This is a genomic window from Bradyrhizobium sp. ISRA442 (genome assembly GCF_038085055.1).
GTDB lineage: Bacteria > Pseudomonadota > Alphaproteobacteria > Rhizobiales > Xanthobacteraceae > Bradyrhizobium.
On the sequence record NZ_JALGCN010000004.1, the window covers coordinates 450,464 to 463,728 of the forward strand.

General features: G+C 64.5%; 14 protein-coding genes. 10 read left to right on the forward strand and 4 right to left on the reverse strand.

Annotated features, from left to right (window positions below):
• Positions 1-26: 26 nt before the first annotated feature.
• A complete protein-coding gene (locus tag MTR72_RS11760; RefSeq protein WP_280964071.1) occupies positions 27-692 on the reverse strand; it encodes a GntR family transcriptional regulator in 666 nt (221 codons plus the stop codon).
• A gap of 115 nt (positions 693-807) precedes the next feature.
• On the opposite strand from MTR72_RS11760, the gene MTR72_RS11765 reads away from it, so the two are divergent.
• From MTR72_RS11765 to MTR72_RS11795, 7 genes are all read left to right on the forward strand, one after another.
• On the forward strand, positions 808-1,605 hold the full coding sequence (locus tag MTR72_RS11765; RefSeq protein WP_280964070.1) for an enoyl-CoA hydratase/isomerase family protein: 798 nt from the start codon (positions 808-810) through the stop codon (positions 1,603-1,605).
• Between the two features lie 9 nt (positions 1,606-1,614).
• Positions 1,615-2,874 carry a CaiB/BaiF CoA transferase family protein gene (locus MTR72_RS11770; protein ID WP_341510375.1) on the forward strand — a complete coding sequence of 420 codons (1,260 nt, stop codon included), beginning with the start codon at positions 1,615-1,617 and terminating at the stop codon, positions 2,872-2,874.
• Between the two features lie 52 nt (positions 2,875-2,926).
• Complete coding sequence (locus tag MTR72_RS11775) at positions 2,927-3,919, forward strand: Bug family tripartite tricarboxylate transporter substrate binding protein (RefSeq protein ID WP_280964068.1); 993 nt, start codon at positions 2,927-2,929, stop codon at positions 3,917-3,919.
• 56 nt (positions 3,920-3,975) lie between these two features.
• Positions 3,976-4,458: a tripartite tricarboxylate transporter TctB family protein gene (locus MTR72_RS11780; protein WP_280964067.1), complete on the forward strand. Its 483-nt coding sequence runs from the start codon at positions 3,976-3,978 to the stop codon at positions 4,456-4,458.
• An 11-nt stretch (positions 4,459-4,469) separates the two neighbouring features.
• Positions 4,470-6,008 carry a tripartite tricarboxylate transporter permease gene (locus MTR72_RS11785; protein WP_280964066.1) on the forward strand — a complete coding sequence of 513 codons (1,539 nt, stop codon included), beginning with the start codon at positions 4,470-4,472 and terminating at the stop codon, positions 6,006-6,008.
• Positions 6,005-7,009: a 4-hydroxythreonine-4-phosphate dehydrogenase PdxA gene (locus MTR72_RS11790; RefSeq protein WP_280964065.1), complete on the forward strand. Its 1,005-nt coding sequence runs from the start codon at positions 6,005-6,007 to the stop codon at positions 7,007-7,009. Before MTR72_RS11785 ends, MTR72_RS11790 begins: the two co-directional genes overlap by 4 nt.
• A 141-nt stretch (positions 7,010-7,150) precedes the next feature.
• The gene (locus tag MTR72_RS11795) at positions 7,151-8,182 is read left to right on the forward strand and encodes a L,D-transpeptidase family protein (RefSeq protein ID WP_280964064.1); all 1,032 of its coding nucleotides are present in this window, start codon (positions 7,151-7,153) and stop codon (positions 8,180-8,182) included.
• 25 nt (positions 8,183-8,207) lie between these two features.
• Here MTR72_RS11795 and MTR72_RS11800 read toward each other — a convergent pair whose 3' ends face one another.
• The 3 genes from MTR72_RS11800 to MTR72_RS11810 form a co-directional block, all read right to left on the reverse strand.
• Complete coding sequence (locus MTR72_RS11800) at positions 8,208-8,630, reverse strand: cupin domain-containing protein (RefSeq protein WP_280964063.1); 423 nt, start codon at positions 8,628-8,630, stop codon at positions 8,208-8,210.
• 50 nt (positions 8,631-8,680) lie between these two features.
• Positions 8,681-9,424, reverse strand: coding sequence for an SDR family oxidoreductase (locus tag MTR72_RS11805; RefSeq protein WP_280964062.1), 744 nt, complete (start codon positions 9,422-9,424; stop codon positions 8,681-8,683).
• A 219-nt stretch (positions 9,425-9,643) separates the two neighbouring features.
• Positions 9,644-10,543, reverse strand: a complete 900-nt coding sequence (locus MTR72_RS11810; protein ID WP_280964061.1) for a LysR family transcriptional regulator — start codon at positions 10,541-10,543, stop codon at positions 9,644-9,646.
• 201 nt (positions 10,544-10,744) lie between these two features.
• Here MTR72_RS11810 and MTR72_RS11815 point away from each other — a divergent pair, with 201 nt between their 5' ends.
• The 3 genes from MTR72_RS11815 (at position 10,745) to MTR72_RS11825 (ending at position 13,249) form a co-directional block, all read left to right on the forward strand.
• Positions 10,745-11,953 (forward strand): arabinose transporter, encoded by a 1,209-nt coding sequence (locus tag MTR72_RS11815; protein ID WP_280964060.1) that lies wholly within the window; start codon positions 10,745-10,747, stop codon positions 11,951-11,953.
• The gene (locus MTR72_RS11820; protein ID WP_280964059.1) at positions 11,950-12,735 is read left to right on the forward strand and encodes a carboxymuconolactone decarboxylase family protein; all 786 of its coding nucleotides are present in this window, start codon (positions 11,950-11,952) and stop codon (positions 12,733-12,735) included. Before MTR72_RS11815 ends, MTR72_RS11820 begins: the two co-directional genes overlap by 4 nt.
• A 118-nt stretch (positions 12,736-12,853) precedes the next feature.
• Positions 12,854-13,249 carry a (R)-mandelonitrile lyase gene (locus tag MTR72_RS11825; protein WP_280970990.1) on the forward strand — a complete coding sequence of 132 codons (396 nt, stop codon included), beginning with the start codon at positions 12,854-12,856 and terminating at the stop codon, positions 13,247-13,249.
• Positions 13,250-13,265 lie beyond the last annotated feature (16 nt).

Here is a 13,265-nt window from a genome sequence, read left to right on the forward strand (position 1 = left end):
GGCCGGTGCTGCTGTGCGCTCGTCCCTCACGCGATCCGCAGCGTGGGCTCGCTTCCTTCCGTTTCGGCAAAGCCCGCTTGCAAAACTTCTTCGCGCTTGTGACGGAGATGCGCACGCAGGATGTGCGACAGGCCGACGCCGTCGCGCCGCTGCAGAGCGTTCAGGATCGCCTCGTGCTCCTGGACTGCGCGCGCCCAGCGCTGCGGCGTCATCGGCGTGACGTAGCGCGCGCGGCGAATGCGCGCGGTCACCGATGCATAGAGCCCTACGAGCACGGGATTTCCGGCCGCGGTGACGATGGCCTCGTGAATGGCGCGGTTGCCGCGGTAGTACTGGATCAGGTCGCCCTCGCGATAATGCTGCACCATGTCGGCGTGCGCGGCAGCGATCTCGTCGATCTCGGCGTCCGTGATGCGTTCGCAGGCGAGCTCGCCGGCAAGTGCCTCGAGACCTTGGCAGACCTCGAACAGGTCGCGCATGTCGTTGTCGGTCAGCTTCGCCGCGCGCGAGCCGCGATGGGGCAGCAACTGCACGAGCCCTTCGGCAGCGAGCACCTTGAGCGCCTCGCGCAGCGGCGTGCGCGAGATCTCTAACCGTTCGCACAGCTCGCGTTCGGGAATCCGTGCGCCCGGCGGGATTTCGCCGTCGAGCAGGATGGCGCGGATGCGGCCGACGACCTCTTCGTGAAGCATGGCACCGGCTCCATTTTGCATGCAAAACTGAATTTAATGTCCTGAATTTGAGATTTATAGCTTGAAAATATCACATTTTGCATTCAAAACTACAAAAAACAAAGGACATGAGGAAATGGATCAGCCGGTCGCGGAGGCGAAAGACCTCGTTTTTGAGCGCCAGGACGGCATCGGACGGATCACTTTCAACCGCCCGCAGGCCCGCAATGCCTTCACCTTCGCCATGTACGAGCGGCTCGCCGCGATCTGCGAAGAGGCCAACAGCGATCATTCGATCAAGGTGCTGGTGCTGCGCGGTGCGGGCGATAAGGCCTTCGCCTCGGGCACCGACATCAACCAGTTCCGCGAATTCAAGACGCCGCAGGACGCGATCGATTACGAGAACCGGATCGATCGGGTGCTCACCACGCTCGAGCAGTGCCGCGTGCCGACCATCGCGGCGATAAACGGGTTCTGCACCGGCGGAGGGGCGGGCATTGCCGCGGCCTGTGACCTGCGCATCGGCACGAAAAGCGCGCGGATCGGATTTCCCATCGCCCGGACGCTCGGCAACTGCCTGTCGATGTCCAATGTCAGCCGTCTCACCGCACTCATCGGTGCCGCGCGCGTCAAGGATCTGATCTTCACTGCACGTCTTGTCGATGCCGCGGAGGCCGCAAGCGTCGGACTTCTCGGCGAGGTCGTCGACGATCTCGCAGCGCTCGACAGGCGTGCCGATGAGGTCGCTCGCCTGCTCGCCGGCCACGCGCCGCTGACGCTGAATGCGACCAAGCAGGCGGTCGCCCGCCTGCAGAAGCGGCTGACGCGGGATGAGGGGGAAGACCTCATCCTGATGTGCTACACGAGCCAGGATTTTCGCGAAGGGCTCGATGCTTTCCTCAACAAGCGCGCGCCGCAGTGGCGCGGTCAATAGGACAGGCCGATGCAAAGCGATCCATCGCAATCCACCTCTCACCGTTCGGGACCGCTGGCCGGACTCAAGGTCATCGATCTCACCCATGTCATGGCGGGGCCGACCTGTACCTTGATGCTCGCCGACATGGGCGCCGACGTCATCAAGATCGAGAAATGGCCAAACGGCGACGACACCCGCCATTCGGTGCCGCCGAAGATCGGCGATGAGGCGGCGTCCTTTCTGATGATGAACCGCAACAAGCGCGGCATCGTGCTGGATCTGAAGACCGAGGGCGGCAAGGAGGTGCTGCGGCGGCTGATCGCGAGCGCGGACGTGCTGGTCGAAAATTTTGCGCCGGGCGCCATGGAGCGCCTCGGCTTCGGTTACGAGGTGCTGCACAAGCAACTCCCGGCGCTGATCTACTGCTCGTTGTCGGGCTTTGGCCGCACCGGGCCCTACAAGCACCGGAGGGGGTTCGACCTGGTCGCACAGGCCATGAGCGGCATCATGAGCTTCACCGGCGAACGCCCCGATGGTCCGCCCGTGAAATGCGGCCCGCCGCTGTCCGACATCACAGCGGGCCTGCTCGCAAGCATGGGCATCCTCGCCGCGTATACCCATCGTCTCAAGACGGGCGAAGGGCAGTGGGTCGAGACGTCGCTTTATGAGGCGGCCCTGGTGCAGACCTATTGGCAGTCGACGATCGCGCTGGCCGCGGGCACTGCGCCGCGCGCGATGGGCTCGGCGCATCCGCTCAACGCGCCATATCAGGCTTTTGAGGCCTCGGACGGCTGGCTCGTGGTCGGCGGCGCCAACAAGAAGCATTGGCTGTTGATGCTGGAAGCACTCGGCGCACCCGAGCTAGCCTCCGATCCGCGCTTCGTCACCGGGGCCGATCGCATGGCGAATCTGAAACAGCTCGAAGCGGTTCTGAGCGAGCGCTTCCGTACCAAGCCGCGGTCGCATTGGCTCGCGGTGCTGGACGAGAAGGGCGTGCCGTGCGGTCCGGTGCACAACATGCTGGAAGCCCTGAGCGATCCGCAGACGCTGGCGCGCGAGATGGTCGTCGAGGTCGAGCACTCGACGCTCGGCCCCGTGAAGACGATCGGCCTTCCGGTCAAGTTTTCGGAGACGCCGGGCAAGGTCCTTTCCGGCGCGCCTGTCTATGGCGAGCACACCCGCGAGGTGCTTGCAGAGCACGGGTTTGACCAAAAGCAAATCGAAGCGCTCGAAAAAGAAGGCGCAATCGTATCAGTGTCGAGCGAACGCGAGGAACGCGTCGCCTGACCGGACGTCGATAACAACAAGAACAACGGACAAAAATGAGCTGGAGGAAATCATGGGTCGGACGTCAACGCTTTTGCTTTCTGTAGCTGCGACCGTGCTCGCCGGCACGATGCCGGCGCTCAGCGCCTGGCAACCGCAAAAGCCGATCGAGTTCGTGGCCACGGCAGGGCCGGGCGGGGGTACGGATAATCTTGCCCGCGCGGTGCAGAACATCATCGCCAAGTACAAATTGACGGATCAACCGATCGTCGTCGTCAACAAGGGCGGCGGCAGCGGTGCGGAAGGCTATGTCTACGGCAAGGCGTCTGCGGGCGATCCCTACAAGGTGATCTTCGGCACATCGAATGCGTGGCAGCAGCCGCTCGTCTCCAAGGTCGCCTTCAACTACACCGATCTGACCCCGATCGCGGCGATGGCGCAGGACGAGTTCCTGCTCTGGGTCAAGCAGGACGCGCCCTACAAGACCGCGGGTGATTATCTGAAGGCGGCGGCCTCGAGCGAATTCAAGATGGGCGGAGCGCAATCGAAGGACACCGACGAGGTGCTGACCCGCATGATCGAGAAGACCGGTCACGTCAAACTGACCTACATCCCCTTCAAGAGCGGCGCGGAAGCCGCAGTGCAGCTCGCCGGCGGCCACATCGACTCCCACGTCAACAATCCCAGCGAGAGCCTCGGGCAGTGGCGCGGCGGCACGCAGCGTCCGCTCTGCGCCTTCAGCCCGAAGCGGCTGCCGCAGGGCCCCAAGGTGACCGCGACCGAAGGCTGGAACGACGTTCCGACCTGCGTCGAGCAGGGCCTCGACATCAATCAATATGAGCAGCCACGCACGGTATGGCTGCCCGGCAAGGTCACGCCGGACCAGGCCGCGTTCTACATCGACCTCATGAAGAAGGTGCAGGCCACGCCGGAATGGAAGGACTATATCGAGAAGACCTCTCAGGTCGACACGTTCCTGACCGGTGCCGAGTTCGACAAGTTCATCAAGGAGGACCTCGAGCACGTCAAGCAGGTTGCGGGCGAGCAGGGCTGGCTCGTCAAGTGAGGCGGGAAAGCCCCGCGCCATGATGTCCTGTTGTCTCTCGTCACCAGGAGCCCTTGATGATAACGCGCCGCGCTCTTGAACTTGCGACCGCCATGCTCACTGGCAGTTTCGGTGTGGCCGTCGTCGTCTCCAGCCTCGACAACGGCATCGGCTGGTCGAGCGCGGGCGTCGACGCCGGCACGTTCCCATTCCTGACCGGCGTCATCATCGTGCTCGGGAGCCTCTACAACCTGGTGCGGGGCGCCCTGCCGGCTGCGAGGCTCGCAAGCGTTCCCGTCGCCATCACGCCGATCGAGTTGCGCCGGCTGGCCGGGCTGTTCGTGCCGGCTGCGATTTTCGTTGCCGCGATCCCATTGCTCGGGATGTATCTCGCCTCGGCGCTGTATGTCTTCGCGGTGCTGGCGATCCCCGGGCACCAATCCGTGCCGCGCGCGCTGGTCATGGCGGCGGCGACGGCCCTCGCGCTCTACGTGGTGTTCGAGCGCATGTTCCAGGTAACGCTGCCGCACGGCGCGCTCGCCGCCGTGTTCGGGTTCTGACGGAGAGGGCGATGGACAATCTCCAGGAACTCCTGCACGGCTTCACGATCGCGATCACCGCTCCGCATCTGGTCCTGATGGCGGTCGGCGTGCTGCTCGGCATTCTCGTCGGCGTGCTGCCGGGACTGGGCGCGCCGAATGGGGTGTCGCTGCTCCTGCCGCTGACCTTCGGCATGCAGCCGGTGTCGGCGATCATCCTGCTTTCCAGCATGTATTGGGGCGCGCTGTTTGGCGGCTCGGTGACCTCGATCCTGTTCAACATCCCCGGGGAGCCGTCGTCGGTCGCAACCACCTTCGACGGCTATCCGATGGCGCGCGACGGCCGGCCGACCACGGCGCTCGCCACCGCCTTCGGCTCGGCCGCGTTCGGCGCGCTGATCGGCGTCATCCTGATCACCTTCCTCGCATCCTGGGTGGCACAGGTCGCGCTCGCCTTTGGACCGCCGGAATATTTCGCGGTGTATTTCCTCGCCTTCGCAAGCTTCGTCGGCATGGGCGGCGCGGCGCCGATCAAGACCGTGGTGGCGCTCGCCATCGGCTTTGCGATCGCCGCGATTGGCATCGACACCGTGTCCGGCAGCGTGCGCCTCACCATGGGCATCGACGAGCTGGTCAAGGGCGTGAATTTCGTCGTTGCCGTGATGGGCCTGTTCGGCATCGGCGAGCTCCTGGTCGCGGTCGAGGAGGAGGTTCATGCCCGCGCGGTCTCATCGAAGATCGACTGGGGCGAGGTGTTTCGCGCGGTCGCCCGCCTGCCGCGGCATGGCGTTGCGCTGCTGCGGAGCGCTGCCATCGGCTGCTGGATGGGGATCACGCCGGGCGGCCCGACCGCGGCATCCTTCATGAGCTACGGCATCGCCCGCCGCTTCTCGCGCCGCGGCCGGCATTTCGGCACCGGCGAGATCGAAGGCATCATCTCGCCTGAGACGGCCGATCATGCCGCGGGCACCAGCGCACTACTGCCGATGCTCTCGCTCGGCATTCCCGGCTCGGCCACCGCGGCCGTGATGATGGGCGGACTGATGATCTGGGGCCTCAATCCCGGGCCGATGCTGTTCGTCGACCAGAAAGACTTCGTCTGGGGCCTGATCGCCTCGATGTATGTCGGCAACATCGTCGCCGTCGCGCTGGTGCTGTTGACCGTTCCGATCTTCGCCGCCCTGATGCGAATTCCCTTCGTGGTCATCGCGCCCCTGATTGTGATCATCTGCGTCGTCGGCGCCTATTCTGTGTCGAACTCCTATCTCGATGTTGTCATGATGCTCGGCTTCGGGATCGTCGGCTATCTCTTCAAGAAGCTGTTCTATCCGCTGGCGCCGCTCGTGCTCGCGATCGTCATCGGCGACAAGGCTGAGGATGCGTTCCGGCAGTCGATGCTGATGTCCAAGGGATCGCTCGGGATCTTCTTTGCAAACCGGCTGGTGACGTGCCTGATCGTGGCCGGCATCGCCCTGTTGCTGCTTCCGCTCGCGTTGCAGCTTACACGTCTCTGGCGCAAGCCCGCATCCCCCGCTGCCGAGACGACAAGCCAGGAGAAGGTGATCATATGACAGCAAAGCCGCTCATTGCATTGGCAATGGGAGACCCCGCCGGCATCAGCCCGGAGCTGACGGCGAAACTGGTGGCGCAGGACGACATCCGTGCCCGCAGTCGGCTTGTCGTGATCGGTGACCGCCGCATCTTCGACGAGGGAGCGCGCGTTGCGGGTGTGAAGCCCGAGTTGAAGACGGTGAGGCAGCGAGACGATTTTCGCGCGGCCGAGGGCGAGGCGCTGTTCGTTGATCTCGGCCATCTTGATCCGGCCGAGATCGAGCGGGGAACGGCGAGCCTTGCCGGCGGCCGCTTTGCGCTCGCCAACTATCGCCATGCGCTCGAGCTCGGTCGGGACGGGCGCGTCGACGCCGTTTGCTTCACCCCTTTCAACAAGCAGGCGATGCGGCTTGCCCGCGCCGACTATGACGACGAGATCGCATTCTCCGCGGAAGTCGCCGGGCTCAAGACTGCGGCAAGCGAATTCAACGTGCTCGGTCAGCTCTGGAATGCGCGGGTCACCTCGCACATCCCGCTCAAGGACGTTGCCGCGCGGCTGTCCAGCGAACGCATCCACCGCGCGCTCAAGCTGACCGATTTCTGTATGCGCAATGCGGGCTTTGCGCAGCCGCGCATCGCGGTCGCGGGGCTCAATCCGCACGCCGGCGACGGCGGCAATTTCGGCCGCGAGGAGATCGACATCATTGCGCCGGCGGTCGCGGCCGGCCAGCGCGAGGGTATCGCCGCCGAGGGGCCGTTTCCCGCCGACACCGTGTTTCTGCGCGCGAAAAACGGCGCCTTCGATGCGGTGCTGACGATGTATCATGACCAGGGCCAGATCGCGATGAAGCTAATGGGCTTCGATCGCGGCGTGACCCTGCTCGGCGGCTTTCCGTTTCCGATCTGCACGCCGGCGCACGGCACCGCCTATGACATTGCAGGGCAGGGGACCGCCTCGATCGGCGCGAGCCGCGCCGCAGTGCTGCTCGCAGCGGAGATGGCCGCGCGTCGCGTGGCCTGATTGGCAGGAATGGAGCGGGCGCATGCGCGATAGCTGCGCCCGCCGCGCGCCGAGGTTTTGCGCCTTTCGGGAAGAACTGGAAACTTCCGCCGTCGAGGCGAGTTGCCATCCCGATGAACGTCTCCACCTCGGAGCTCGAACATGGTCGACGACGGCCTGTTACGAACGGCGACGAATTGGTCCGTCTACCGCGCCCGGCAGATCTGTATCCTTCTGATCTTCGCCCTGACGACCACGCCTGCGCTCGCCGCCGAGATGACCGCGGACGCCATCAATTCCGCCCAGCCATCGAAGAAGACCCTGTCGAACGAGAAGCCGACCCCGGCGGGGGTGCGGCTGCAGGTTCTCTTGGATCGGGCGCACTTCTCGCCCGGTGAGATCGACGGCAGGTTCGGAGAGAACGCGAAGAAGGCGCTGCGGGCCTATGCGGAAGCGCAGCAGTTGCCGAGCTCGGACGCTTTGACGGAGGACGTCTGGAAGGCGCTAGCGGCGGACGACCGGCCGGTGACGGCGACCTACACCATCACCGAGCACGATGTCGCGGGCCCGTTCCTGCGCAAGCTTCCCTCGAAGATGGAGGACATGAAGAACATCCCGAAGCTCGCCTTCACAAGTCCGCGCGAAGCATTGGCCGAGAAGTTTCACATGAGCGAGCAGCTATTGTCGGCGTTCAACCCCGGGCGCCGCTTCGATCGCGCCGGCGACAGCATCGTCGTGGTGGACACCGCCAGCGGAAGCGGTGCGCCTGCCAAGGCCGATAGGGTCGAGATCGACAAGAACCGGCAGACGGTGAAGCTGTTCGACAAGTCGAATGCGCTGATCGGATTCTATCCGGCGACCGTGGGAAGCGAAGAGAAGCCGTCGCCCTCGGGCACCCTGAAGGTCACGGAGATCAGCCGCAATCCGCGCTATCGCTACAATCCCGCTTATCATTTCAAGGACGTCCGTTCCCGCAGGCCCTTCATCATCAAGCCCGGTCCGAACAATCCGGTCGGCACGGTCTGGATCAACCTGTCCGCCGAAGGCTACGGCATTCACGGGACGCCGTCGCCTGGCAAGATTTCCAAGGCGGAATCTCACGGTTGCGTGCGGCTTACCAATTGGGACGCCGAACGTGTCGCGGGCAGTGTCGCGAAAGGTACGCCGGTTGCATTCGTCGAGGGGCTTGGATGATGGGCTGCCGCATGCGGATCCGGCGCTACTTCGACAGGGGCGTCGTTAGCTCCTTGTCGTTCGTATCGACCACGAACACGGCAAGCAGCTTCGCCGGCTCGGTATCGCTGGCATTGGCGCTGATGGCATGGCGGTCGCCAGGCTTCTCGAAGAAGTTCTCGCCCTTGCGAAAGACCTTGGCGGGCTCGTCATTGACCTGACTGCGGATCGCTCCTTCCAAGACGGTGGCATAGATGAATGCAGAGCGCGCGTGGATGTGGGCCGGCGAGGAGCCGCCGGGACCATACTCGACCAGCACGCCCTTCATGCTCTTGCCCGGGACATTCGGCAGCGCCTGGTCAAACACCACCGTTATCTTGGCCGACGGCGCTGCTGGCTGCGTCTCGGCTGCCCGTGCCGTCAGGAAAGAGGCGGTACAAACCGCCATTACGATCAGCAATCCGCGCATGTGACACCCTTCATTGCCTTGTCTGCCGTGAATCCCGGGAGCGCGGACCCTCAGACCCGCGCGAGCCATGTGGCGAGCGGCGTTTTGCCGAGACGCGCCTCGCCGAGCGGGATCAGCGACGTGTCGTCAACGGGTGCGCCGTAGTACTGGGCGCTGGGCTCTCCAACCACCAGGCGGCCGTCGCCGGCCGCTTTCAGGCGACGCGCGACGAATTCATTGAAGGGAGCCTTCTCGGGTCCTGCGATATCGATCGTGCCATTCAGCGGCCGGCCCGTTGCTATGTCTGCGAGGCAATCAACCACGTCGTCGGCCGCGATCGGCTGAAACAGCGCCGATGGAACGACGATATTGCGGCCAACCGCGCCCGATTCGGCGATGGCGCCGAGGAACTCAAAGAACTGGGTGGCACGGACGATCGAGTAGGGCACCGGAGATGCCTTGACGATGGTCTCCTGGGCGAGCTTGGCACGAAAATAGGCGATGTCGGGCGACCGATCGGTCCCCACGATCGACAGCGCCACGTGATGTCCAACGGCGGCTGCGGCCTCGGCCGCGCCGAGATTTTGGCTCGACAGCTCGAAGAATTCTAGTACGGCGGCAGGCTCCCAGGACGGCGCGTTGGCCACGTCGACGACAACATCTGCGCCGGCCAGCGCCTCAGCGAGGCCTTCGCCGGTCACGGCATTTACGCCCGATCTTGGCGAGGCCGCCACGGCCTCGTGGCCCTGCTGATTGAGCTTCGCCACGAGCTTGGATCCGATCAACCCGGTCCCACCGATCACGACAATCTTCATGGCATATCTCCTCAGCATTTTGCGGGCGTGAGATGATCAGAACCAACTGATGCTCACGCTCTCCTGAAGCGAAGCGCAGTCTAGAGCCGCATTGGGGCAAGCTCTTGCCTGGAACGGGCGTTCCTTGCCGGAAAATGCTCCAGACGGTCCGTTGCGATGCAGCAACGATCCATGTTGCCTGGATGTTCGTGCGAACGTCGAGCATGCCACCGGTCCCTGTTATTTCCCATGATATCGAAGAGCGTCGACCAGCAGCGAGAAGGCCGGCGAAACCTGGCGCCGGCTGGGATAGTAGAGATGATATCCCGAGAATGGCGGACACCAGTCCGAGAGAACCCGCACCAAGCGGCCTTGCGCGAGGTGAGATTGCACATGGCTCTCCGTGAGATAGGCGAGGCCGAAGCCCTTGAGCGCGCCTTCCAGGAGGAGGCCTGCACTGTTGAATACGAGCTGCCCTTCGACGCGCACGTTGAGCTCGCGCCCGTTCTTTTCGAACTCCCACGCGTAGAGGCTGCCGCCATGCGTCGGCAGGCGAAGGTTGAGGCAGTTGTGGCTCGTCAGGTCTTGAGGAGTCTTGGGCCGCTTGCGCTCGGCGAAGTAGGAAGGCGAGCCCACCACGGCCATTCGTAGGTCGGGGCTGACCCGCACGGCTATCATATCCTTGGCAACGAGTTCGCCGGGACGAATGCCTGCGTCGACTTGCTGGGCAACGATGTTGGTGAGCCCATAGTCGATGATCACCTCGACGTGAATGTCGGGATATTTCGGCAGGATCTTGCCAAGCGCAGGCAGCAGAATCTCCGCGGCGGCATGCTCCGTCGCCGTGAGGCGAACGGTCCCGGCCGGCTTCTCGCGGAGCTCGCTGAGCGCGGCAAGTTCCAGGTCCATTTCGTTGAACTTGGGTCCGATGCTCAGGAACAGGCGTTCTCCGGCCTGAGTGGGTGTGACGCTGCGCGTCGTCCGGTTCAGCAGCCTCACGCCGAGCCGCTCCTCCAGATGTCTGATGATCTGGCTCAAGGCGGACTGCGTCATGCCGAGCTTCGCGGCGGCGCGCGTAAAGCTGCGTTCCCTCGCAACCGCGAGAAAGGCGAGGAGGTCGCTCGCGTCGTCCCGATGCATTGATAAGCCATGCTAATGACTACATGCGAAATCTATCACCTAATCGCGCGCGAGCGGAAGTCCTAGGTTCGGGTCAGCCAACGGCAATGCCGTCTCATTGAAGGGCCAAGACCGATGACCAAAGCGATCAACCACGAGACGGCAGCAAGCAGCGGGTTCGACGCAGCCTATCGGCCGATCCGACATGGGTTTTGAACTCGCATGTCGGTAACAGCCTTGCAGGAGCCGGCCGCGGGCCCCCGCACGTCAGCGAATTTGCTGCCGATCATGGCAGTGGTCTTCGTCGCCTTTCTCGTCATCGGCGTCGCGATGCCGGTCCTTCCGCTCCACGTGCACGACGGATTGGGGCTGGGCACGTTCATGGTCGGCCTTGTCGCGGGCAGTCAGTTTGCAGCGTCGCTGGTCTCGCGACCCTGGGCGGGCCACTTCTCGGACAGCCGGGGGGCGAAGCACGGTGTGGTCGCTGGTCTGCTGGCGGCCTCGGTCTCCGGGCTCCTGTACCTGCTCTCGCTCGGCTTCACTGCGGCCCCGCTGGTATCGGCCGCTATCCTCCTGCTGGGGCGCGGTTTGCTCGGCGGGGCGGAGAGCTTCATCATCACGGCAGCGGTGAGCTGGGGATTGGCGCTCGCCGATACCGGCAGCACGGGCAAGGTCATCGCCTGGGTGGGATCGGCAATGTTCGCGGCCTTTGCGATTGGCGCGCCGGCCGGCGCCGCGCTCTACGCCGCTTACGGCTTTGCGGCGATTGCGGCCGCGACCGTGGCTGCTCCGCTGCTTACGCTGCTGGTCGTTGTGTGGCTTCCGTCGGTCGCTCCGGTGCAGCACGCGCGCCTCTCGTTCGCCAAGGTGATCGGCGCGGTATGGGTGCCCGGCCTCGGCTCGGCGCTCGGCAGCGTAGGCTTCGGGGCGGTGACCACATTCGTCGCGCTGCTGTTCGCGCACCGCGGATGGGCCGACGGATGGCTCGCCTACACAGCGTATGCGGTCGCCTTTATCCTGGCGCGTGTATTCTTCAGTCACGTGGCCGACGCGGTCGGCGGTGCGAAGGTCGCGCTGGTCTGCGCGGTGATCGAAGCCATCGGCCAGGCGCTGATCTGGCTGGCCGTCCGGCCCGAGATGGCGTTGGCGGGCGCCGCGCTCACCGGCTTCGGTTTCTCGTTGGTCTATCCGGGCTTCGGCGTCGAAGCGGTGCGCCGCGTGCCGGCACAAAGCCGCGGTCTGGCCATGGGAGCCTACACCGCCTTTCTCGACTTCGCCCAGGGTCTGGCGAGTCCCGCGCTTGGACTGCTTGCGACCGGTGCAAGGCTGAATGTCGTGTTTCTCGCCAGCGCCCTGACCGTGCTCTGCGCCGCGCTCGTCGCTTGGTGGCTGATGGCGTATCCCGAAACTGTGGAGGTATTGCCGCAATGAGACTGCTTGCAGCGGCCTTGATTTCGTTCTGCCTGATCGCCGGCGGCGCGGCCGCCGCGGACCAGCCACCCATCGAAGGAGCAAATCGCATGTCGAAGTCGGAAGATATCGGCGCGGTCGCGCCCGGGCTCGAGAACTACGCGCAGAAAATTGTTCAGGGCGATCTCTGGAAACGACCTGGCCTCTCGCCTCGAGACCGCAGCATCGTCACGGTCGCTGCGCTTATCGCGCGCAATCAGACCGTCGAGCTGCCGTACTATCTCGCTGTCGCACTCGACAATGGCGTGAAGCCGGCGGAGATCTCGGAGATCATCACGCATCTCGCGTTCTATACCGGTTGGGCCAACGCGATGGATGCGATCCCGGCGGCCAGGGACGTCTTCAAGAGCCGCAACATCGGGGCCGATCAGCTCCCGCCGGCATCGGGACCGCAGCTTCCGCTGGATGAAGCGGCGGAGAAGCAGCGGGCGAGCCGTGTCGGAGAGCAGTTCGGGCAGATCACACCGAGCCTCGTCCAGTACACGACCGACGTGCTGTTCCGGGATCTCTGGCTGAGGCCTGCTCTTGCTCCGCGCGATCGCAGTTTGGTCACAGTGAGCGCTCTCATCGCGACCGGCCAGGTCGCGCAGATCACCTACCATCTGAACCGGGCGATGGACAACGGATTGACCAGGGAGGAGGCCGGCGAGGTGCTCGGCCATCTTGCCTTCTATGCCGGCTGGCCCAATGCGTTCTCCGCGGCCGCGGTCGTCAAGGACGTCATCGAGAAGCGTCCGCGCTGAACGGCGTGTTGCGATGATCACACGCAGGGGCGTGCTCATATGCGGCAGCGCTGCCGCAACGGTCGGAGTTTGTCGGGCGAGGGTCTCGCGTGACGCGCAGAAGGAGTTTCACATGGACATCGACATCAAGCGAAACGGATCGCGGCCGTCCCAGAAGGGCCCGGACGATTGGTTCACTGGCACGGTCCGCATCGACCCGCTGTTCCAGGCCCCGGATCCTGCCCGCGTGGGCGCCGGTCAAGTTACGTTCGAACCGGGCGCCCGCACGGCCTGGCATACGCATCCGCTCGGGCAGACGCTGATCATCACGGCGGGCCTTGGCTGGGTGCAGCGCGAGGGCGGTCCAATCGAGGAGGTCCGGCCGGGCGACGTCGTATGGTTTCCGCCGGGATTGAAGCACTGGCACGGCGCCTCGCCGACCACGGCAATGATGCACATCGCCATCCAGGAATCGCTCGGCGGCAAGAACGTCGACTGGATGGAGAAGGTCGGCGACGAGCAGTATCGGAAGTGATGGATCAGCGCGGTCG

Coding starts and splice junctions, on each gene's coding strand:
- MTR72_RS11760 (WP_280964071.1), bottom strand. CDS start 692: ATGCTTCACGAAGAGGTCGTCGGCCGCATCCGCGCCATCCTGCTCGAC.
- MTR72_RS11765 (WP_280964070.1), top strand. CDS start 808: ATGGATCAGCCGGTCGCGGAGGCGAAAGACCTCGTTTTTGAGCGCCAG.
- MTR72_RS11770 (WP_341510375.1), top strand. CDS start 1,615: ATGCAAAGCGATCCATCGCAATCCACCTCTCACCGTTCGGGACCGCTG.
- MTR72_RS11775 (WP_280964068.1), top strand. CDS start 2,927: ATGGGTCGGACGTCAACGCTTTTGCTTTCTGTAGCTGCGACCGTGCTC.
- MTR72_RS11780 (WP_280964067.1), top strand. CDS start 3,976: ATGATAACGCGCCGCGCTCTTGAACTTGCGACCGCCATGCTCACTGGC.
- MTR72_RS11785 (WP_280964066.1), top strand. CDS start 4,470: ATGGACAATCTCCAGGAACTCCTGCACGGCTTCACGATCGCGATCACC.
- MTR72_RS11790 (WP_280964065.1), top strand. CDS start 6,005: ATGACAGCAAAGCCGCTCATTGCATTGGCAATGGGAGACCCCGCCGGC.
- MTR72_RS11795 (WP_280964064.1), top strand. CDS start 7,151: ATGGTCGACGACGGCCTGTTACGAACGGCGACGAATTGGTCCGTCTAC.
- MTR72_RS11800 (WP_280964063.1), bottom strand. CDS start 8,630: ATGCGCGGATTGCTGATCGTAATGGCGGTTTGTACCGCCTCTTTCCTG.
- MTR72_RS11805 (WP_280964062.1), bottom strand. CDS start 9,424: ATGAAGATTGTCGTGATCGGTGGGACCGGGTTGATCGGATCCAAGCTC.
- MTR72_RS11810 (WP_280964061.1), bottom strand. CDS start 10,543: ATGCATCGGGACGACGCGAGCGACCTCCTCGCCTTTCTCGCGGTTGCG.
- MTR72_RS11815 (WP_280964060.1), top strand. CDS start 10,745: ATGTCGGTAACAGCCTTGCAGGAGCCGGCCGCGGGCCCCCGCACGTCA.
- MTR72_RS11820 (WP_280964059.1), top strand. CDS start 11,950: ATGAGACTGCTTGCAGCGGCCTTGATTTCGTTCTGCCTGATCGCCGGC.